General features: G+C 44.9%; 16 protein-coding genes. 7 read left to right on the plus strand and 9 right to left on the minus strand.

The features are described from left to right. Positions 1-51 precede the first annotated feature (51 nt). The 4 genes from KXD93_RS06300 to KXD93_RS06315 are packed head-to-tail and all read left to right on the plus strand — an operon-like array spanning position 52 to position 6,292. Positions 52-444, plus strand: coding sequence for a BlaI/MecI/CopY family transcriptional regulator (locus tag KXD93_RS06300; RefSeq protein ID WP_258136080.1), 393 nt, complete (start codon positions 52-54; stop codon positions 442-444). A gap of 12 nt (positions 445-456) precedes the next feature. Then, on the plus strand, positions 457-2,133 hold the full coding sequence (locus KXD93_RS06305; RefSeq protein ID WP_258136081.1) for a M56 family metallopeptidase: 1,677 nt from the start codon (positions 457-459) through the stop codon (positions 2,131-2,133). An 8-nt stretch (positions 2,134-2,141) separates the two neighbouring features. Continuing rightward, the gene (locus KXD93_RS06310; protein ID WP_258136082.1) at positions 2,142-4,736 is read left to right on the plus strand and encodes a M1 family metallopeptidase; all 2,595 of its coding nucleotides are present in this window, start codon (positions 2,142-2,144) and stop codon (positions 4,734-4,736) included. Between the two features lie 8 nt (positions 4,737-4,744). Continuing rightward, entirely contained in the window at positions 4,745-6,292 is a 1,548-nt protein-coding gene (locus KXD93_RS06315; protein WP_258136083.1) for a serine hydrolase, read from the plus strand. A 75-nt stretch (positions 6,293-6,367) separates the two neighbouring features. Here the strand turns inward: KXD93_RS06315 and KXD93_RS06320 are convergent, their stop codons facing one another. Continuing rightward, positions 6,368-7,741, minus strand: a complete 1,374-nt coding sequence (locus KXD93_RS06320; RefSeq protein WP_258136084.1) for a sensor histidine kinase — start codon at positions 7,739-7,741, stop codon at positions 6,368-6,370. 356 nt (positions 7,742-8,097) lie between these two features. Between KXD93_RS06320 and KXD93_RS06325 the strand changes: the two genes are divergently transcribed. Next, positions 8,098-10,248, plus strand: a complete 2,151-nt coding sequence (locus KXD93_RS06325) for a GH92 family glycosyl hydrolase (protein WP_258136085.1) — start codon at positions 8,098-8,100, stop codon at positions 10,246-10,248. A 21-nt stretch (positions 10,249-10,269) separates the two neighbouring features. After that, complete coding sequence (locus KXD93_RS06330; protein ID WP_258136086.1) at positions 10,270-13,461, plus strand: glycoside hydrolase family 2 TIM barrel-domain containing protein; 3,192 nt, start codon at positions 10,270-10,272, stop codon at positions 13,459-13,461. 46 nt (positions 13,462-13,507) lie between these two features. On the opposite strand, the gene KXD93_RS06335 is transcribed toward KXD93_RS06330, so the two are convergent. The 7 genes from KXD93_RS06335 to KXD93_RS06365 form a co-directional block, all read right to left on the minus strand. Then, positions 13,508-14,350: an SDR family NAD(P)-dependent oxidoreductase gene (locus KXD93_RS06335; protein ID WP_258136087.1), complete on the minus strand. Its 843-nt coding sequence runs from the start codon at positions 14,348-14,350 to the stop codon at positions 13,508-13,510. A gap of 97 nt (positions 14,351-14,447) precedes the next feature. Continuing rightward, complete coding sequence (locus KXD93_RS06340; protein WP_308726281.1) at positions 14,448-15,533, minus strand: NAD(P)H-dependent flavin oxidoreductase; 1,086 nt, start codon at positions 15,531-15,533, stop codon at positions 14,448-14,450. An 11-nt stretch (positions 15,534-15,544) separates the two neighbouring features. Continuing rightward, positions 15,545-15,925 (minus strand): nuclear transport factor 2 family protein, encoded by a 381-nt coding sequence (locus KXD93_RS06345; RefSeq protein WP_258136088.1) that lies wholly within the window; start codon positions 15,923-15,925, stop codon positions 15,545-15,547. A gap of 73 nt (positions 15,926-15,998) precedes the next feature. After that, entirely contained in the window at positions 15,999-16,733 is a 735-nt protein-coding gene (locus tag KXD93_RS06350; RefSeq protein WP_258136089.1) for an SDR family NAD(P)-dependent oxidoreductase, read from the minus strand. 4 nt (positions 16,734-16,737) lie between these two features. Continuing rightward, the gene (locus KXD93_RS06355) at positions 16,738-16,956 is read right to left on the minus strand and encodes a tautomerase family protein (RefSeq protein ID WP_258136090.1); all 219 of its coding nucleotides are present in this window, start codon (positions 16,954-16,956) and stop codon (positions 16,738-16,740) included. Positions 16,957-16,967: 11 nt separating this feature from the next. Continuing rightward, positions 16,968-17,504 (minus strand): YceI family protein, encoded by a 537-nt coding sequence (locus KXD93_RS06360; RefSeq protein ID WP_258136091.1) that lies wholly within the window; start codon positions 17,502-17,504, stop codon positions 16,968-16,970. Between the two features lie 120 nt (positions 17,505-17,624). Then, positions 17,625-18,188: a Crp/Fnr family transcriptional regulator gene (locus KXD93_RS06365; protein WP_258136092.1), complete on the minus strand. Its 564-nt coding sequence runs from the start codon at positions 18,186-18,188 to the stop codon at positions 17,625-17,627. Between the two features lie 932 nt (positions 18,189-19,120). Here KXD93_RS06365 and KXD93_RS06370 point away from each other — a divergent pair. Then, a complete protein-coding gene (locus KXD93_RS06370) occupies positions 19,121-19,594 on the plus strand; it encodes a hypothetical protein (protein WP_258136093.1) in 474 nt (157 codons plus the stop codon). 277 nt (positions 19,595-19,871) lie between these two features. Here the strand turns inward: KXD93_RS06370 and KXD93_RS06375 are convergent, their stop codons facing one another. Continuing rightward, positions 19,872-21,116 (minus strand): Na+/H+ antiporter, encoded by a 1,245-nt coding sequence (locus tag KXD93_RS06375; protein ID WP_258136094.1) that lies wholly within the window; start codon positions 21,114-21,116, stop codon positions 19,872-19,874. Positions 21,117-21,119: the final 3 nt, after the last annotated feature.

Here is a 21,119-nt window from a genome sequence, read left to right on the forward strand (position 1 = left end):
ATATTACCTAAAATTTGTATCGTACGATTTTAATCTTACCTTTGTGTAGTTATGAATTTAAAAGATCAATATATACCGGGGGAACCTACCAAATCGGAACTTGAAATACTGCAGGTATTATGGGATAACGGCCCATTAACCGTTCGCGAGGTTAATAGCGAATTGCTTAAACAAAGGGAGGTGAACTATACCACTACCTTAAAGCAGATGCAGCTATTAGCTGATAAGGGTATGCTCAGTCGTGACGACAGGCCAATGAAACATATCTACAGCGCAGCGGTCGAAGAGCAAGCGATCAAGGGGCAACTGCTGAAGAAATTTGTAAACTCAACCTATAAAGGTTCGGCCAGTAAACTGGTATTGCAGCTGCTGGGCAATGAGGATACATCCCTGCAGGAGCTGCAGGACATAAAAGATATGATTAAAAAACTGGAAGAAAAATAAAAAACATACACTATGTACCACGCCATCGCCAACCTTTTTTCCGATCACCTGGTAACTGCCTTTAGCCGTACACTGGTTCATTCTTTATGGCAGGGAGCCTTGCTTTCGCTGGTTACCGCACTTATCATGACCTTTACGCGCAAATCATCGCCTGCCAGGCGCTACAATTTATTAGTGGTGGTAATGGTATTGTTTACTGTATTGGTGGCTGGCACGTTTATCTTCGAGTTTAACAGGATAGGGGCGCGTATGCCGGTATCATCAGATCAGGTTATAGTTAATCCCAAGCCCGTCCCGTCCGAAAGAATAATGCATCCGGCGGTGGTACCCTCTTTTATCTCAGAAACGATCGGCTCTTATTTGAACAGGTATGCGTCAACCATCGTATGGATATGGCTTTTAATCGTGTGCGCGCGCTGCGTGCAGTTGCTGACCGGCCTGCGCGATGTTTATTACCTGCGCCATAAAGATACATTCAGCATAGGCAGTTATTGGGAAGAGCGTGTACAGCAGCTTTGTGTCCAAATGGATATAAAACGAAGGGTTGGCATTATTGAGTCAGGCAGGATTAAAACCCCCGTTGTTACCGGCTACCTGAAGCCTTTGATCTTGATCCCCATTAGTATGTTTACTTCATTATCCGTTGAAGAAGCAGAAGCTATCCTGTTGCATGAGCTGGCGCATATCCGGCGTGCTGACTACCTTGTAAATTTGTTGCAAAACTTGATTGAGATCGTATTCTTTTTTAATCCTGCTGTGCTTTGGCTGTCGGCACTCATCAAAGCCGAGCGTGAAAACTGCTGCGACGATATGGTATTGGCCCGCAGCGGTAAGGTCAATTATCTGAAAGCCCTGGTAGCATGTGAGGAATATAAGCAGCCATCGCCGGCATATGCAATGGCTTTAAAAGGTAGCAATGGTGGGTTGAAAAACCGGGTGGCCCGCATTATTTCGAACAAAAACCTGGCGCTGAGCAGCAAAGAGAAATCCCTGCTTGCGGCTTGCCTGATTGCAACGGGAATATTTACTGCCGCCTTTACCAGCGGTGTTAAGTTGAACAACCAGGTAACGGCTGCTTCCAAAACTACACAGGCTAACTTTAAAAGTGATGCCGAAAAAACAAGGAGCATCATCAGCGAAATGATAAACGATGGCATTATCACCAGTCCCAACGGCCTCTCATTCAAGATCGGGAAGAATGAATTTGTGGTGAATTATAAAAAACAGCCTGAAAATATCTACCAAAAATATAAGGCTAAATATGTTGGAGCTCAACCAGACGGCGACCGTATTTGGCATTACCGGTTCGACAACGATAAATACAAACCGGCGGGAAATAACTATAAAGCCGGTGCGGTCGCAAAAACAGATTCGGACCGGGTAAAGAACATCATCAGTGACATGGTGAACGACGGCATTATCGCCAGTCCGACCGGCCTCTCATTCAAGATCGGCACGGATGAGTTTGTGGTGAACTATAAAAAACAGCCTGATTTGGTTTATCAAAAATACCGCGCTAAGTATGTAAATGACCAGCCACATGGACATGACGATTGGATATGGTATTACCAGTTCGACACACACAAGTGGGATTTACTCGTTGCCCATAAATATAACGCGGCAAAAAATACGGATCATTCCCAAACCGGCGATATAACGACCGGTGTCTTCAAGGGTAAATTAAACTAAACAAAACTATGACCTTGCTAAAACTCACGCTGAGCTTCTCGGCATGCCTTTTTGTGTCCGTTGTATTTGCGCAAAATACTGCCCCAAAGTACGATCAGCACCAGACGTTCCCTGCAATGTTTTACCCTTCAGACGGTACGCTTTTGCGCGGTGGAAATGGCGCACCAGGCCCCAAATACTGGCAAAACCGGGCTGATTATAAACTAAATGTAAGGCTTGATACTGCTACCCATATCGTTAGCGGCACTACGCTTATCACTTATACCAATAACAGTCCCGATGGCCTGGATTTTCTATGGCTGCAGCTTGACCAGAATATCTATCGCGAAGATTCCCGTGGTGAAGCGACCAGCCCTGTCGATGCCGGACGTTTTAACACCAAGAGCTTCACGGCCGGCGATGAAATAAAATCGGTCTATATCATCCGCAATGGTAAAAGCGCGGTTGCCGACTACCTGGTTACTGATACGCGCATGCAGATCAGGCTGAAAGATACCCTGCATAACGGTGGAAGCAAGTTGCAGATCAAAATTGAGTACGCGTTTAAGGTCCCGGAAAAAGGCACCGACCGCATGGGCCGAAAGTTGTATAAAAATGGCTGGATATACGAAATTGCTCAGTGGTACCCACGCATGGAAGTTTATGACGATGTAAGCGGCTGGAATACCATCCCTTATCTTGGCGCATCGGAGTTTTACCTGGAATATGGCAATTTCGACTATACCATTACCGCGCCGGCCAATATGGTTGTAGTGGGCTCCGGCGAATTGCTCAACCCGGCCCAAGTTTATTCGCCTGTTGTTCTCGGGCGTCTGGCGGCAGCACGTAACAGTGACAAAACCGTAATGATAAAAGACTCGGCCGACTTAACCAATAAAAATTTCTACCCGGCAAAAACCAGCCTTACCTGGCACTTCTACTGTAAAAACGCTCGCGATCTATCGTGGGCGGCTTCAAAAGCCTTTATATGGGACGCGGCCCGCATTAACCTGCAGGGCGGTAAAAAAGCACTGGCGCAATCCGTTTATCCGGTTGAGGCTAAAGGGCAGCACGCCTGGAGTCGCTCCACCGAGTATGTGAAAAACGCAATCGAGCTGTATTCAAATGAGTGGTTTGAATATACTTATCCTATTGCCACGAATGTGGCGGGTACCGTTGGTGGTATGGAATACCCGGGTATTGTGTTCTGCAGCTCTGATAACAAGGACGGTGAGTTATGGGACGTCACCAACCACGAATTCGGCCATAACTGGTTCCCGATGATTGTCGGCTCCAACGAACGCAAATACGCCTGGATGGATGAGGGCTTTAATACCTTTATCAATAAGGTGGATACCAAAGTATTCAACAAAGGCGAGTATTGGGAGCCGACCGACGAACAGAAAGGGGCACAGCGCGTGTTCGCCAACGAAGCCGATGCTATCATGAATACGCCGGACGTTATTCAGCCCGATTACCTTGGTGATGCCGCTTACGCAAAGCCGGCGCTGGGTTTAACCATATTGCGCGGGCAGATCCTGGGCGAAAAACGTTTTGATTATGCGTTCCGCACCTATATCAAGCGCTGGGCGTTCAAACATCCAACACCCTGGGACTTTTTCCATTCAATGGATAACGCCGCCGGCGAAGATCTGAGTTGGTTTTGGCACGAATGGTTCTTCACTACCTGGAAACTGGACCAGGCAGTTAAAGCCATCGATTATGTAGATAATGACGCCTTAAAAGGCGCGCTGATCACCATTATGAACAACGAAGAAATGGCGTTGCCGGTGACTATTGAAGTAAAGGAAGAGAGCGGTAAAGTGTCCCGCCTAAAACTCCCCGCCGAGATCTGGCAGCGCGGCGGCACATGGACCTTTAAGTGTAACTCGACTTCTAAACTCGTTTATGCCATGATTGATCCTGACCATGCTTTGCCGGATTTGAACCCGGATAATAATTCTTTAAGCGGCTTCGCGATGAATAAAAATGTGACAGCGGCAACGGTAATCAAATCCTATTTCGATGCCATCGGCGGTGAAGACAAGGTTAAAGCGATCAAAGACCTTACGGTGAATCTGGCTGATACCGTGCAAGGCACAGTATTCACAAAAGTGAACCGATATAAAATGCGCGACAAATTCCTGCAGGTGGTCTCGATACCAAAGTCCAACACCGAGACCTTGCATCTTGCGGTAAACGGAGATACCATTACGGTGGTACAACAGGGCAAAACGCAACGCATAACCGGGATGAAGGAAAATGCAGCAGGAAAAGCACGTTTTAAACTTTTCCCTGAACTGGATTTCAACCAGGCCGGTTATACGATGCAGCTAGATGACCGGTACCACATTGTTGACGGCGCCCTGGCCTATATGGTCACAGTAAGCCAGCCAGACAGCATTAAGGTGAAATGCTTTTACGATCAGAAAACCGGCCTTAAGGTACTGCAATACGTGGATAGACCCGATGTTACCCATATGGCTTTCAGCGACTACCGCGCTGTTGGCGCCGGCGTGAAAATACCTTTTACCCAGCAGGACATGAAAGGTGGCGCCACGATCACTTATAAGGTTACTTCTGCCACGGCGAATATGAACCTGTCTGATGATATTTTTAATTGACCTTTAAAATGAATAAAATTCAAATCTCTGCTTTATTACTATCGTTCCTTATTTGCTGCCTGGCGCAGTTTTCCCTTGCCCAGGAGCGTGAAAAGGCGCTGGACAATTTCTTTTCCATGATCAACCGGAATGGCGAGATCAGCGGAAGTGTACTGGTGGCTGAAAACGGAAAGGTTCTTTATCAAAAATCTTTCGGCTATGCTGATGCTCAACATAAAATTCCAAACACAGCCAATACGCTATTCCAGATTGCTTCGGTATCCAAATTATTTACGTCTATTGCCGTTCTTCAATTGTACGAACGAAAAAAGTTAGATCTTACCGAAAAGTTCATTAAATATTTCCCGGACTTTCCTTATCCGGATGTCACCATCAAACAATTACTTTCCAATACATCAGGAATTCCTGATGTGGGCGATGTATTCGTGCCGCTTTGGAAATTAAACAAAGACACCATTTTTACTTTGAATGATATCATCCCTGCGCTCAGATCGCAAAAGCTGCCTTTGGGTTTTAAACCCGGAGAGGGCTGGGATTATTCCAACACGAATTACAGTTTACTGGCGCTTTTGGTGGAAAAAGTGAGCGGCGAAAAGTATGCAGATTATCTTTCAAAAAAGATTTTTATACCCGCGGGCATGAAAAGTACTTTTCAACAAACATCAGGTACGAACCCTTATACCCATCCAAACGTAGCCTTTAACTATGCCTGGCCTTTTATATCTTCCATGAGTCCTGCCCGGGTGGATTCGTTTGCAATAAATGATTACAAGGTGCATTACAAAACCTGGCCATCAGAAGGTGATGGAAATATCTATGCCTCAACATCGGACCTTATGAATTTTAATGAGTCGCTAAATAATGAGCGTTTATTAAAGCAAAAAACGCTTGGTTTGCTTTTTATCCCTTCGACCCGGAATAATGGAAAAAAATTTACCTTAAATGGTGTAGAATCCGAAATCGGCGTGATCGGTGATTTTTACTGGGGATTCGGCAACCGCATTGACGTGGACAGCACTTTTGGAAAGATCGTATGGGAAAGTGGCGGGAAGCCTGGCTGCCGGGCTAACATCATCCAAAACCTCACCAGACACCAGCTGTTGATTTGGCTGGATAACAAGGAGAGTCCTTCGGCAATGGATAATATTTTTGGTGCATTATATATTGTTAACGGCAGAACTGCGGCCGTTAAAAAAGCAAAACAGCAGGCGGCTGCGCACTATGCCCGGTCGCTGATCAGTGAAGGCGAAGACGCGGCGTTTGCCAGGCTAATAGCGATGGCCCCCGATACCACAAACTATAGCCTGACCCAAAATGAAATGAATGATCTCGGCTATGAATTCTTTAACAACCAAAAGACCGACCTGGCGTTGCAAACCTTTCGTGCAGCGGTATATGTATTTCCCAACAGCGATAATTTGTTTAACAGCTATGGAGAAATATTGGCTAAGTCGGGAAGAAAGGAAGCCGCAATTATCATGTATAAAAGATCGGTATTGTTAAATCCTAAAAATGATGATTCAAAAAAATCTTTAGCAGATTTGGAGAAAAAATAGTTCGTAGTCGCGGAAGGGATCGCAGCGGAACCCCAAACTCCTGGGTGCATTTCAATATCAGCTACAAATTGTATATTAATCCTTATGCGATGGAAACGATGGTAGGAAAATATAAAAGCTGGAACCTTGTCCGAAAATGCTTTCAAATCCTATCCTGCCACCTTGCCGTTCAATAAATTCTTTACATAAAAGCAAACCTAAACCAACGCCTTTCTCGTTGTTGGTGCCAAAGGCTGGTTCGGTGTTAATGGAAAAAATCTTATCCTGTTTACACTGGTCAATGCCCTTTCCGTTATCACTAACGGTTATTTTACATTCATGCTGAATCTCTAGCGCATTGATATTGATGATGCCGCCATTTGGAGTAAATTTAATGGCATTACTGACCAGGTTTCGTATCACCAATTGCAGCATATCGATATCGGCAACTACCGCTATTTGGGGTTCAATGTTATAGTTTAAGGAAATGTCTTTTTTTGCAGCCTGCATCTTTCCCATATCCAATGTGCTTTTTATGGCCGAAAGCAGGTTTATTGTTAATAAATTAACGGTTGGCCCTTCCATCTGAGACCTCGACCAATGCAGCAGATTGGATAACATTTCCATGGTATTATTCGTAGCCATAAGTAAATCTTTCTCCAATACCGGGCGTAGCTGACTATCCAGTTCATTTTCATTCAGTAATTCGAGGTAGTTTTGGATATGAATAAGGGGGGCCCGCAGGTCATGCGATATAATGGACATTAACTTGTTCTTTTCGGCATCGCTTTGTTCCAGCTGATTTTTTTGCAACAAAATCTGTTCGTTCCGCACTTCAATAGCCAAAGCCTTTTCTTCTGTAGCAATTCTTTCTTTATCATAACTTTTCCTGATGAACTTGACAATAATATAAACTGCAATCACCGGGATAGGGAATGCCGTAACCCTGTCGATAAACTGCCCCCTTCCGGCATCAAAAGGATGTTTTACCCAAAAGGGATGATAATACTCCAGGATATGAAGAATTAAGAAGCATAAAATATAGACGATTAACCACAGCATATGTTGCCGGTAGGGCGAAATGGCAAATACCAGCAACAGGTAAGCCGGCCATATTAAGTCGGTAGAGCCATTAATGCCTGAATTGGCAAAATAGTTGACGGAAAAAATAAGGATACCCGTTAAAGCAAACAATACATTACTGTGTGGTTTACCATGAAAGCGGGAATTATAAAACTGGTAAGAAAAAAAAGAAGCAATGACAAAACTTGATAAAGAGGCAACATACAGGCCAGCAAAAAAATTATAGGGGACATAAACAACACCAAGGATAATCAAGCCGATACTAATCGAGTGGAAGATCCTGCTTTCCAAAGAGAAAACCGACGGGCTCCCGGTTAGTCTGAACCACAGGTTATTTAGTTTTTTTATTATCGGATAGCTGGGAGCAGCGAACTTAGATTGTGGCATAAGAAATTAACATCCGCACAAGCTGAACAACCGGATGACTTTTTTGGATATCGTACTAATACGGGACATTCTTTCAATATGTTTGGTATTTATCCAAGATTGACTAAAAAGAAAAAATGACGTTGTTTTTCCTAAGGGGCAGAAGACAGCCTGGATCGTTACCGCCAGGGATGTCGGCGGGGCGGACAAATTGATACCCGCTTATAAAACGATAGCATATCAAACTGCTTTATCCTTTGTGTAACGAAAATAATATCAGTTCAAAAGGCTTGCCTTCAGAACTTTTTATATCTTGCAAACGCTGTTTACGGGCTTCCCTAATGTTCGCTATACAGCTGCACCAATTCTACCAAACCATGAAAAAGCTAATTCTACCTGCAAGTTTATTATTGATCAGTTTGCTAAGTTCCCATACAGGCAGGGCACAGCAAACCGGTAACTACACAAAGTATGTAAACACCTTTATTGGCACCGCGCCGCTAAACGATCCCAATGTGCTTGGCTACCAGTTGCCAAAGGGCTGGCGTTCATGGGCGGGGCTGGTGTTCCCGGGCAGCTCGTTGCCAAATGCAATGGTGCAGCTAAGCCCGATAACAGCTTTTGGATCAGGTGCGGGATATCAATACGAGGATACGGTTATTTACGGATTTGCCCACACCAACAAGGGGCACTGGAATTTGTGTAATATTCCGATCCTGCCGCTATCAAACCCCGGTAGCAAGTTTGGATCGCGCTTTTCGCATAAAAGGGAAAGCTCATCACCCGGTTTTTACGAGGTATACCTTGATGATTATAACGTAAATGTGAGCCTGACATCAACCTTAAGGTGCGGATACCACAAATATGAATATAAGAACAATACCGGCAGGCAGATCTTATTCGACCTGGCAAAAGCCAATAGCAGGGTATCAACCTGGAATATTGAGCAAGCAGGTAATAATGCCGTGCAAGGTTTTCAAAGCGGGGAGAACATTTATTTTTATGCCAGCCTGAACACCAATATCGATAAGCTGGAAAAAAATGACGAAGGTAAATCTGCCGGTTTTGCCATCATTCATTTAGCCGACGGCGGCACGGGGCCGGTTGAGCTTAAAATCGGGTTGTCGTTTGTAAGCGTGGCCAATGCGAAGGAAAATTTGGAAAAAGAGATCGGTAATAAAACCTTTGATGTGGTACGCAAGGAGGCCAACCAGGATTGGGAAAACCTGCTTTCAACAATTCAAATAAAAGGAGGCACCCCAAAACAAAAGCAAATGTTTTACTCCTGCCTTTACCGCTCGTTCCTGTGGCCAGCCCTGCGCAGCGACGTGAACGGCGAGTTTACCGATGTTAAAAAGAATGTAGTTAAAACAGGGTTTGATTATTATACCGAACCCTCGCTGTGGGATACTTATCGCAATAAGGATGTGCTTTTAGAACTCATTTCGCCAAAGGTTACGCTGAACGTAATTAAATCACTAAAGGATAAGGGTGATAAAACCGGGTTTATACCAACGTTCTTTCATGGCGATCACGCGGCATCATCCATCACCGGCGCTTACTTGAGAGGTATCGACGATTTTGATGTAAAGGGAACTTATAAATTACTATTAAGAAATGCCAATATAGAGGGAGGCACCCGGCCCTTTATCGCGGAATATATTAAAAAGGGATATATCTCGGATCCTGATGTTGCAAACCCGGTTGTAGAAACAAAGGGAAAGGCCGGGGTGTCAAAGACGTTGGAATATGCTTATGACGATTATTCAGTTGCGCAGCTTGCAAAAAAATTAGGCGATACGGCCAACTACCGGATCCTGATGGCACGGTCAAAAAACTATAAAAATGTTTTTGACCCGTCTACCAGGTTTATGCGCGGCAGGCTGGAGGATGGAGATTGGGTGAAGAATTTCAACCCGCAATACCCTTACTATGAGTACATGTACAGGGAGGCGAATGCCTGGCAGGTTTCGTTTTTTGCCCCGCACGACATGCCGGGCTTAGTTGCGTTGTATGGCGGTAAGAAAAAATTCGAGGCAAAACTTGATTCATTGTTCACCGTGCCATGGAACCCCAATTACATTGCAAGGAATGTTGAAACCATGGTGGGCCAGTACTGCCAGGGCAACCAACCCGATCACGAAGCTCCATTCGCTTATTATTTTGTAGATAAGCCCGAAAAATCACAAAAGATCATCGACTACATTTTAAATAATTTATACGGGATAGGCGATGAGGGCCTTGAACTTAGCGGTATGGACGATGCCGGCGAAATGTCGGCCTGGTACGTTTTCAGTTCGTTAGGTTTGTACCCATTTTCGGCTACCGATCCTCATTACCTGGTTACTGTGCCTTTATTTGATGAAGTAAAATGGAAGACCAGCACCGGCAAAATCCTGGACATCAAAAAGCCTGGAATTGGTCGTAATTTAACCGCCATAAAAGTTAATGGTAAAGTAATGAAGGGCTATTTTGTACAACATGACCTGTTTAAGAATGGCGCCGGGATTGAAGTTGTTACCAAATAAATAATTGATAGTTTAGTTTTTATGATCAAAAGTCTTTTTAAGAAGAAAATTGCCATTGTTTTATTGCTCGCGGTTGGTTGCTGTAAAATAAGTTTGGGGCAACAATCAGAAATTCACTTGTTTTCAAAATCTGATACGGCATTTGTTCCGAAGGAAATAGAGGACCCGGAGTGTACCGGCATCAATAAGGAACCGGATCATGCCACGTTGATGCCGTACGCATCGTTAAAGGAAGCGCTGGCCGCTAATCGCCATGTATCCTCCTTTAGCCGCAGCTTAAATGGATCATGGAAGTTTAATTGGGTCGACTGGCCGCAAAAGCGCCCGGTTAATTTTTATAAAACCGATTATGATGTTTCGGGCTGGAGAGATATCAAGGTGCCATCTAACTGGCAGGTTGAGGGTTATGGCACGCCGTATTACAGCAACTATACCTACATCTTTAAAAAGGATTTTCCAAGGGTGATGAGTACGCCATCGGTAAAATATACCGCGTACCAGGAACGAAACCCGGTAGGCAGCTACCGCAGAAATTTTGAAGTACCAGCTGACTGGAACGGTCGTCGCATTTTTGTAACGTTTGATGGGGTAGATGCAGGCTTTTTTCTTTGGGTAAATGGTAAAAAGGTTGGCTACAGCGTTAACAGCCGCAACGCTGCCGAATTTGATATTACTAACTATGTAAAACCGGGCAGCAATATGATAGCTGCCGAAGTTTACCGCTTTACCACCGGCAGCTACCTGGAGGATCAGGATATGTTCCGCTTAAGCGGCATTTTTAGGAATGTTACCTTATGGAGCGCACCGCAGGAACACATCAGGGATTATTTTATAAAAACAACATTTGACCAGCAATTTCGTAACGCACAGTTAAGCGTTGCTGCCAAAGTGAAAAACTATAGCACCACCGAGGTAAAAGCCCATGACCTGGAAGTAACCTTGTTTAACGGCAACGCACCTGTGCCTGGTGCTGTAGTAAAAAAGGAAATTCCGGCATTAAAACCCGGTGAGGAAGTTACCCTGGATGTGAGCTTCAATGTAAACAACCCGGAAAAATGGACAGCGGAAACACCAAAGCTTTATACAACAGTACTTACCATTAACGATAGCAGCGGTAAACTGGAAACCTTATCGTCACGAACTGGTTTCAGGCAGATTGAGATCAAGGGGCGGATCTTTACTGTAAATGGTGTTCCGATAAAACTGAAAGGCGTAAACCGCCACGAAAACTGGCCTGATGATGGACATGCCATTACCGAGGCGCAAATGATCAGGGACATTGTCCTGATCAAACAGGCAAACTGCAACCACGTGCGTACCTGTCATTATTCGGACGACCCGCGCTGGTATGAGTTGTGCGACGAGTATGGCATCTACCTGGTTGCTGAAGCTAATTTGGAAAGCCATGGCTCATGGGATGAATTTAATGAGGACCCAAGGATCAAGGCCGCGCTTATTGCCAGGAACGTAGCTAATGTGGAGAATTTTAAGAACCATCCAGCGGTTATTATCTGGTCGCTGGGTAACGAGTGTGGTAGCGGTGGTTCAAACTTCAAGGCTATTTTAAAGGTTATTAAAGGGATTGATAATACCCGGCCAACCCATTACCAGGGCTTCGGCGTAGGTAGGGATAATCCCGCAGATATAGAAAGCGATATGTACACCGGGGTGGCTGATGTGGAAAAATACGCCCAACCCGATAGCTTGACCAAGCCATTCTATTTATGCGAATACGCGCATGCGATGTTCAACTCAATGGGTTCGGTGGATCTTTACAACGACCTGTTTGATAAGTATCCGACATTACTGGGCGGTGCTATTTGGGAATGGCAGGACCAGGGGATCTATAACGATCGCGACCCAAACCATCATATCACAGCCTATGGCGGCGGTTTCGGCGAATATCCTAACGATCAGTATTTTATCCACAAAGGGGTTGTGTTTTCAGATAGATCATTGAAGCCGCATTACCCGGAATTAAAACACGCTTACCAATGGATCAGCATAAAAGTCAAAGATTTTAAAAGCAAAACATTCTCCATTAAAAATAGGTACCAGTTCATCAACCTTAATGGTTTTACAGCCAAATGGGATTTAAGTGAGAATGGAACCATCATATCTTCTGGCAATTTAAATGTAGGGCTGATTGAGCCTGGTGCAGAAAAGGACATAAAGATTCCTTACAACGTCAAACCAAAACCAGGAGCAGAATATTTTTTAAGGGTTTCGTTTGATCTGGCGAATGACCAGGTGTGGGCCCCAAAAGGATTTGAAATTGCCGCGCAGCAAATTGAACTGCCGTTGTCTGTTCCTGCGGTTGAAGATAAAGGCAATGGCGGGGATCTTACTTTGACTGATTCGAAAGACAACATCACCATAAAGGGAACCGATTTTAGCCTTGAGTTTAATAAGGCAAAAGGCACATTCTCTAAAATAGAAAAGGATGGTGAAAATGTGTTGAAGGATAACGGCGGCCCGATGCTGCACTTGTGGCGTGCACCGCACCGGATAGACGATATGTGGGCGTACCGCGGATGGGAGGAAAATGGTTTAAGAAACATTAAATGGGTAGTTAACGATGTGAAAAGCAACCAAGTATCCGCCGGGGTAGTTGAAGTTAAAGTAAGTTTAACCGGGACCGGCAAGCGTAACTTCACAGTTCATCACGATGTGGTTTATACCATCAGCGGTAACGGTGTTATCAATGCTGAAAATAAGGTAAGCTTTAGCGATCCAACCCTAATACTGGCACGGTTGGGCGTGAGGATGTTCTTAAATAAAGATCTTGATCAGTTTGATTACCTGGGCCGCGGCCCAATGGAAAATTATGCCGACCGGAAAAAGGGTTTTGATGTCGGGCATTATTTCAGCAGCGTTAGTCAGCAGCTAACCCCTTATGAAAAACCGATGGAATGCGGCAACCATGAGGATGTGCGCTGGGCAAGCGTAACTTCATCAAAAGGTTTAGGAATAAGCGTTAAACAGGATACCGCCTTAATGCAGGTTTCCGCACTTCCGTACAGTGATGAGGAGATGGAGCCAGTAGAGTACAAGATCGATCTGCCAAAGAGTACAGGGACTGTTTTATGCATCAGCAATAAAACGCTTGGTGTTGGTTCAAACGGCTGCGGGCCAAGGCCGCTGGAACCCTACTTGGTATATGCAAAACCGGCAATTTTTAGTTACAAGCTGGAGCTGTTTAAGAAGAAATAGATCAAACAAACAGGGCAAAATCTTTTTAACGATTTTCCCTGTTAATTCAGTCCTTAAAATCGGCTCCGATAGAGATCGACTTCCATTTATCCAGTTCTGCTGATAATTCAACAATCTTTTGTGATGCCCTGTTAACCGCGTCCGCACCTAAAAGCATGTGCAAGGGCGGCTCGGGATTTTCTGCCAGGGCGATAATGATTTCGGCCGCCTTATCGGGATCGCCGGGCTGTTTGCCATTGGCAGCAAGGTAGCGCTCCTGTGTACTTTTAACAGCATTGTAACCTTCTATTTTGCTATCAATATAAGCCAGTGAATCCTTGGTGAGGAATCCGGTCCGGAATCCTGATGGTTCAACCACAGTTACATTAATCCCAAACTCTTTTACATCGAGTGCCAGAACTTCTGAAAATGCAGCAATGGCGGCTTTTGTAGCCGAGTAAACCGACCAACCCGGCGCGCCCGCAAAACCAGCGACCGAACCAATATTAATGATATACCCTGATCTTTGTTTACGCATAACAGGCAGTATACTCTTTGTTACATCAATAGCAGCGAGCACGTTTACATTAAAGATGTTTTTAATATCCTGTTCGGGAATTTCCTCAATAGTTCCGGCCATGCCGTAACCTGCATTGTTCACCACCACATCTATCTGCCCGAATGCTTCAAGTGTTTGCTGAACAGATTCATCAACACAGTCGGGGTTGTTAAGATCGACTGCCAGCGGAAGAAATCTGGTTTTATCTATCAAACCTACTGCATGCTGTAAGGTGCTGGCATTACGCGAAGTTGCTGCAACGCGGTAACCGCTATCCAGCAGCTTTTTAACAAGGGTGAATCCTAATCCCTGGGAGGCCCCGGTAATATACCACACTTTTGAGCTTTTCATTTTTTTTTTAAGATTTATACATACGGGCCGCGTTGTCCGGGCTATTTTCGGGCACATGAAGCCGTTGTAGTTTGCATTCACTTTGTTTTTCTCAGCTTTAAGCTTTTAAATTGTCGAAATAAGCTGTGGTTTCTTCAATTAACGATTGCATCAGCTGTTTGGCTTTGGTGTGCTTAAGGATGGGTGCAATCTGCCCTCCCCAAAATAGGATCATATCCCACTTCTCTTGTTCCAAAGCGGCTTTCCTCAATGGCGACATAAACGTTGTTTGTAAAGGGAACGGCAGGAATTGTTTTTCCTTCCCCAGCATTTCCCGGGCAACCCTGCTCGTAATTCCGCGTCCAAACCTGCCTGTAAAGGCCCTTGAAAGGGTAGTGTATTTTGCCGCATCGGAAAATAACATTTGCCTGTGGATAGGTAAAGCATTTGACTCATCGGTAGCCAGGAATGCGGTGCCAATTTGAGCGGCACTGGCACCGAGTGCCAACGCAGCTGCAACGCCCTTGCCGTTGGCAATTCCGCCGGCTGCGATCACCGGCGTTTTTACCTTTTCCCTGATCAGTTGCAATAACACAAAAGTACCGGTGGTTGACGATTCTGCAGATGCAAGAAACGATGGGCGATGGCCACCGGCTTCAAAGCCGGAAGCAATGATCATATCAACGCCTGCATTTTCTAAAAAAATAGCTTCGTCCAACGTGGTAGCGGCGCCAACAGTTTTGATGCCCAGCCTGCGACATTGCTCCAGCATTTCGGCAGACGGTACCCCAAACATAAAGCTGAACACCTTCGGGCGAATGTCCAGTATCACCTCAACCTGGTTTTCAAACCTTGGCTTAAACGGCGCTGGCTTTGCAGGCAGGGGAATCCCAGCTTCATCAAAATAGGGCTTGAACAATTGTTTGGCTTGTTCATATTGCTCATCGGTTACCGTGCCGTTTTCTGCATCGGTATCTGAAACCCACAGGTTGATATTGTAGGGCTTATTCGTAGCAGCTTTAATCTGCTTGTCAACGGCAATAATTTCCTCCGGACTTAATGTATAAGCCCCGTAACCACCCAGGCCGCCGGCGTTTGATACCGTTGCCACCAGCTCAACCGATGAGAGGTTGCCGCCGAATGGGCCCTGCATAATGGGGTATTGGATCCCCAGCATTTCTGTTGCTTTTGTGTTGTACCACATGGCTTTTAAGTTTATTCGCTAACGTCGCTGATCATTTTGTTTACAATGAGCCACTTACCATCAATTTTATGAAACGACAGAAACTCATGGTAATTAAACTCGTACATTTTTACCTTGACTTCGGCTACACCGATAGAATTAACCACGTTAATAGAAAGGATTTCTCCCTTAAATGGTTTACCGGAATCCTTCGGGCTTTGGCGATGAGCTACCCCGTCGAGGTATTGATCGAGCGTTTTGACATAAGGCTGACCCTTTACATCACCGAACAGCAAAGTTCCGGCGTTGAAGATCTTACCCAATACATTTACATCACCCTCGTAAATTCCCTTAAAGTAGTAGTCTTCCAACGCTTGTGAAATGGCTACTGAATCTGTTTGCTGCGTGTTCATTTTAGTAATGTTTTGTGCTTTTGATGCCGGCAAAATGCAGGACAGAAAAGCAGTTAATAAGAGCGTTTTCACGTTAACCCAAATTGTGCCCGGCGCCTATGCCTCCGTCAACGTTGATGATTGCGCCGGTAATAAAGTTACTCTTTGCTACAGAATAAACCATTTCTGCAATGTCTTCTACTTCGCCAACGCGGTTCAGCAGGTGCAAGCCCGCGGTTTGATCGGCATTATCACCGTGCATTGGGGTGCGGATGGTGCCGGGCCCAATGGTATTCACCCGGATATTATCCTTTCCAAACTCGGCTGCAAGCTGTATGGTAAGCGCCTGGATTGCCCCTTTCGACGACATTTGCGCAGTGATGGGCACTCCTGCAAGGGCGTGGTTTACCAATGGTGTGCCGATATTGATCACTACGCCATCACGTTGCTTCTGCATTTGGGGAATAACAGCCTGGGTGGTGAAGTAGGTGCCCTTCAGGTTTGTATTCAGAAAACGGTCGAGGTATGCTTCATCCACTTCGAGGAAAGGTTTGGTTTCAAAGATTCCGGCATTGTTCACCAGTACGTCTGCGGAACCAAATTTTTCAACCGCTGTTGCTACAAGCCTCTCACCGGTTCTTTTATCGCTCACATCACCAGCCACCATGGCCAGGTTTTCTCCTGCGCCCAATTCCTGGTAAACCTGTTCCAGTTTGTCCGCTGTGAACGAATTGATTACTACATTATCGCCGTTTGCTAAGAAGTGGCGGGCTACTTCCTTGCCGATGCCAGATGAGGCGCCGGTAACTATTATGGTTTGTTTTTTCATGGTTTTATTTTCTTTCAGCGGTTATACCTCTTTCTCTCAGCACAGATACCTGTTCTCCGGCATGGCCCCAGTCGTCCAGGCCATATTCCTGGATCACTACGAAGGTTAATTGAGGGTCTTTGTTTAATACGTCACTCATCAGGTCGGTCACCCCTTTAATCAGGGCTTGCTTTTGTTCCCTGGTAACACCTTCACGTGTTACTTCAATTTTTACGTATGGCATGGCTGTGGTTATTAAGCTAAAGCTGGTTCAGTTACGGCTTTGGCGGTGATACTTACATTCAAATCAAAATCATTATAGATCAGCGTGTCGCCTAAATCCTTAAAGAAATTACCCGAGCGAAACTTCATGTTGTAGTTGGTGCGATCGATCACTAATTTGCCGGTTGCGGTTAATGTGTCATTATTTGTGTTGATGGCTGCATCAAAGCCAACAGGATGGGTGATCCCTTTAATAGCAAGGTTGCCTTCAATGTGGTTATCTACTACTGCAGTAATTTCAAGGACTGCTTCAGGATATTTTTCGATAGAGAAAAAATCATCTGATGCCAGGTGGCCTGCAAACTGTGCATTGGTGGCAGGATCTGTTACATCAAGGATTTTGATAGAAGTTGTGTCGATAATAAACTTTCCGCCGGTAAGCTTTCCGTTGGTTAATGTTAAGCTGCCTTCTTTTATGGCGATGGTGCCATTGTGTGCGCCGGTTACTTTGCGGCCAGTCCATTCGATATTGCTTTGAGCACTTACGATTTTAAATTTTTGAGTTTCCATTTTTCTTTGTGTTTTAAATTACAATACAAAGGAAAGGAGGAAAACCCGGCAGGCTGTGTGACCTACGTCACTTATATGGGGAGGCTGTTTTTATGTGATGTACATCACTTTTCAAGTGCGTTAAAGGCGGCTAAGTGTTTCTCTTGATACCCCCAAATAAGCAGCAATGAGGTTTTTAGGGACTATATTATAAAGTTGAGGATAAAGTTTTAACAGTTCTTCGTACCGGTGTTTAGCATCGTTGTTCATAAAGGACAACAATCTTTTTTGAGCGGCCACATAACCCTTGTTGGTGCGCCAGCGAAAAAAATGCTCCACCTGGTGGATCTCGCTGCAGAGTTTTTCGCGGTCGGCATTTGAAAGGCATAGTACGTCGGTGTCTGTTATGCAATCCACATTAATAGTTGCTTTGGTGTTGCTATAAAGTGCATTGAAATCAGACGCCCACCACGTCGGCATGGCGAATTGAAGAATAAACATCTTCAGATCGTCATTAATAAAAAAGCTTTTTAAGCAGCCAGACAGCACAAAATACTCACAGTTCACCGAATCGCCTGCTGTTATGATCGATTGACCCTTTTTGTAGGATTGGGATTTAAAGTGAGAAAATACGTAGTCAAACTGCTCATCGGTTAGTGAAGCTGTTTTGGCGATGTGTTGTTTTAAAATTTCCCTGGCTTCCATATAAAGGCAGGTGATGAATCACCTGTTAAGTATGTGGCTAAAGATATAAATAACGGGTAATACGATGCAAGGTTTTTGCGAGGTATTCTAAATTGCAATAACGAAAAGGGACTTAAATAAGCGCCTGCAGACAAGCAGGCGCTCCCAAACATGAAACAGAACAAACCGGGGGAAGTCACTCTCCAATTCCTTATCCCCGGATGAAAGGCCAAAACTGCTAAATATTTCTGCGCTGTCAATATTGTATCGGTGAATAGGGGATATGTATAGACGAATAGGGTCTTTAAGCGGATGGAAAATAGTCATCAATCTGCGCCAACCCATCATCAACAGGGTCGTTCCCCGGTCATATGTGATGAGTCATCGGAGGGCAGGAACAATACAGCCTCAGCAACTTCCGTGCCTGTCTTAGCCTGGCGCGAGGTGCAATGGCGGCCAAAAGCGTAAAGGCGTATACCCCCCCCACCAGCTAACGGGGGTTAACAGGGTTAACATAATTTCAATTTTAAATGATTAAATTATTGTTAATCAAATACTTATAAAAACAGGGGGTTAACGCGCTTACCGGTAAATGGAAAAAAATCCGATCCCCTCCCTTGCGAGCACGCAGCGCCGGCCAAAGCGCAAAGGTATACTCGTGACACCGCGTTTAGGTAGCCAACATGCTATGTTTTACGGACCCAAAATGAACGAAAATTGCGCTTGCCAAATAACACGCAATGCAATATTTTATTTTGATATTTAGCTGATCCGGATGTAAGGTAAATCATAAGCATTTTGGACATTGGTTGGCGGGTACAAACCATGAGCATTTTGTAATGGTCAGGAGTAATCCACCTCTAAGGGCTGGCCCTGGATACTCACGCGCAAGGAGTGGTGCACTTGCATCAGAAAAAGATTTGCGCCCTAGATAACCATTTAAATTAATTAAAATGAAAAAAATATTTCTGATTGCCTTTAGTTTAATATTATTAGCAGTTGTTTTTGCATGTATATATTTCGTTACTGGGGTAAGCTATGAATATCCGTCAGTAAAAAAATATGAATACTGGGGTAAGAAAAATGAATTAATCTCTGCTTTTGAAAAATATGCCCAAAACAACCGGGATGTTGTCTTTAAAATTGTCGATACTGTGGGAAATCCTGAGAATGGTTATTTAATAAGATTGAATATTATGTTAATTGCTGAAACTCGAAATATTGAATATTCACTACAATTTAAAAAAGACGCAAACATCGCGCCATCTAAAATAATTATAGAGTTAACTGGGGCGTATGATAAGACTAATAACATCGGAGGATATATAAAAAACGCAAAGGGAGTTGATTCTTTGGTAACAACTTTTGAGCATAACTTTTTAACTCCAATAAGAGTGCAGCAAGGTATCGATATACATTCTCGATAAATTATGCAAGGCTTCCAACCTGGCGCATCATAGAAATCGCAAGCGTTTTTCGCTGCCGTAAGGCTCTTGCCTTGTAGCCCGCGTTTAGGTAGTCAACATGCTATGTTGAAAAATGCTATGGGGCGCAAAAAAGAAAAGTTTATGGTTACCAAAATGATGCGTTAGCGATAGAAACGTTTACCGGCCTGCGGCTAACGCCCGTGTAGTATGAGTGTATAGCGCGGCCCCGCTTCTATCAGCGGGAAACGCCCCAATATTTATATCGGTATCCTTTCCCTCAATCCGTTTTAAACCGCCTCACTATCCACGGCAGGGTGAGCCCCTGGCCAATCAGCGTAAACAATACCACTACCACCGAGATAAATATAATGGTGTTTCGCTGCGGGAAGGCACTGCCGTCGGCCAGCGTTACCGGTAAACCAATGGCAATAGCCAGCGACACAATACCCCGCATCCCCGACCAGCCGATCACCAGGCTGCTTTTTAAATCAAGCAGTGCATCTTCCGTTATTTTATGCTTACCTTTTTTAAAGGCTTTTTGCAGGTTGGTACGCTGCGCAAACACCCGCGCCATGCGGATGACGAGCGCTATTACTGTGATAACAAAGGCATAGCCGATAAAAGGCAGCACATCGCTGCTATTGATGCTTTTTAAAACGTATGGCAATTGCAGGCCTATCAGGATAAAGATCAACCCGTTCAACAGGAAAATAATAATATCCCAGATAGCGCGCGATTGTTTTTTTAACTGCTCGGGTACATCCTTATTTTTAAACCGGGCTATCATCAACCCAAGGATCACTACAGCAATAACGCCCGATACATGGAGGTCCTCGGCAACCAGGTAAGTCACAAATGGCATCAGCAGCATAAAGCTTATAATAACTAGGTTGTTTTGCTTTATCCGCACCAGGATAAAGCTCAGGATTTGGCCCAGCACAAAGCCAACGAGCAAGCCGCCCGCCATCAGGATGGCAAATTGCAGCCCGGCACGCCACCACACAAAGGCAGCGCCCGTTACTGCCGCAACGGCAAAGCGGTAAGCCACCAGCGCCGAGGCATCGTTCACCAGGCTTTCACCCTCCAATATGGTATTGGTGCTGTGTGAAAGGCCGAGCCCTTTGGTAATGCTCATAGCCGCCACGGCATCGGTAGCCGAAAGGATGGCGCCCAGCACAAACGACAAAGGCCAGCTCATGCCAGGGATTACATAATGGGCAAAAACCGCAATGCCTGACGCTGTTGCAAATACCAGCGAAATGGCCAGTGTACCAATGGTATTGATATTGGTTTTAAATGTTCGGTACGAGATATTAAAGGCAGCGTCGTACAACAGCGGTGGCAAAAATATCAGGAAAACAATATCCGGGTTCAGGGTAATATCGGGGATGCCGGGGATAAAGCCAACGCCAATGCCGGCAACGGTCATCAGCACCGGGTAGGGGAGCTTCACCTTGTCGGCCACAGCAGACAGGCCAATCATCACGGCGAGGATAAATAAGACGATGCTGTAATTTTCCATTTT

The sequence above is a fragment of the Mucilaginibacter phenanthrenivorans genome, assembly GCF_024721155.1.
Taxonomy (GTDB): domain Bacteria; phylum Bacteroidota; class Bacteroidia; order Sphingobacteriales; family Sphingobacteriaceae; genus Mucilaginibacter; species Mucilaginibacter phenanthrenivorans.

Bases quoted from the DNA above. Each gene is read 5' to 3' on its own strand.
- KXD93_RS06300 (WP_258136080.1), top strand. From the start codon at position 52: ATGAATTTAAAAGATCAATATATACCGGGGGAACCTACCAAATCGGAA.
- KXD93_RS06305 (WP_258136081.1), top strand. From the start codon at position 457: ATGTACCACGCCATCGCCAACCTTTTTTCCGATCACCTGGTAACTGCC.
- KXD93_RS06310 (WP_258136082.1), top strand. From the start codon at position 2,142: ATGACCTTGCTAAAACTCACGCTGAGCTTCTCGGCATGCCTTTTTGTG.
- KXD93_RS06315 (WP_258136083.1), top strand. From the start codon at position 4,745: ATGAATAAAATTCAAATCTCTGCTTTATTACTATCGTTCCTTATTTGC.
- KXD93_RS06320 (WP_258136084.1), bottom strand. From the start codon at position 7,741: ATGCCACAATCTAAGTTCGCTGCTCCCAGCTATCCGATAATAAAAAAA.
- KXD93_RS06325 (WP_258136085.1), top strand. From the start codon at position 8,098: ATGAAAAAGCTAATTCTACCTGCAAGTTTATTATTGATCAGTTTGCTA.
- KXD93_RS06330 (WP_258136086.1), top strand. From the start codon at position 10,270: ATGATCAAAAGTCTTTTTAAGAAGAAAATTGCCATTGTTTTATTGCTC.
- KXD93_RS06335 (WP_258136087.1), bottom strand. From the start codon at position 14,350: ATGAAAAGCTCAAAAGTGTGGTATATTACCGGGGCCTCCCAGGGATTA.
- KXD93_RS06340 (WP_308726281.1), bottom strand. From the start codon at position 15,533: ATGTGGTACAACACAAAAGCAACAGAAATGCTGGGGATCCAATACCCC.
- KXD93_RS06345 (WP_258136088.1), bottom strand. From the start codon at position 15,925: ATGAACACGCAGCAAACAGATTCAGTAGCCATTTCACAAGCGTTGGAA.
- KXD93_RS06350 (WP_258136089.1), bottom strand. From the start codon at position 16,733: ATGAAAAAACAAACCATAATAGTTACCGGCGCCTCATCTGGCATCGGC.
- KXD93_RS06355 (WP_258136090.1), bottom strand. From the start codon at position 16,956: ATGCCATACGTAAAAATTGAAGTAACACGTGAAGGTGTTACCAGGGAA.
- KXD93_RS06360 (WP_258136091.1), bottom strand. From the start codon at position 17,504: ATGGAAACTCAAAAATTTAAAATCGTAAGTGCTCAAAGCAATATCGAA.
- KXD93_RS06365 (WP_258136092.1), bottom strand. From the start codon at position 18,188: ATGGAAGCCAGGGAAATTTTAAAACAACACATCGCCAAAACAGCTTCA.
- KXD93_RS06370 (WP_258136093.1), top strand. From the start codon at position 19,121: ATGAAAAAAATATTTCTGATTGCCTTTAGTTTAATATTATTAGCAGTT.
- KXD93_RS06375 (WP_258136094.1), bottom strand. From the start codon at position 21,116: ATGGAAAATTACAGCATCGTCTTATTTATCCTCGCCGTGATGATTGGC.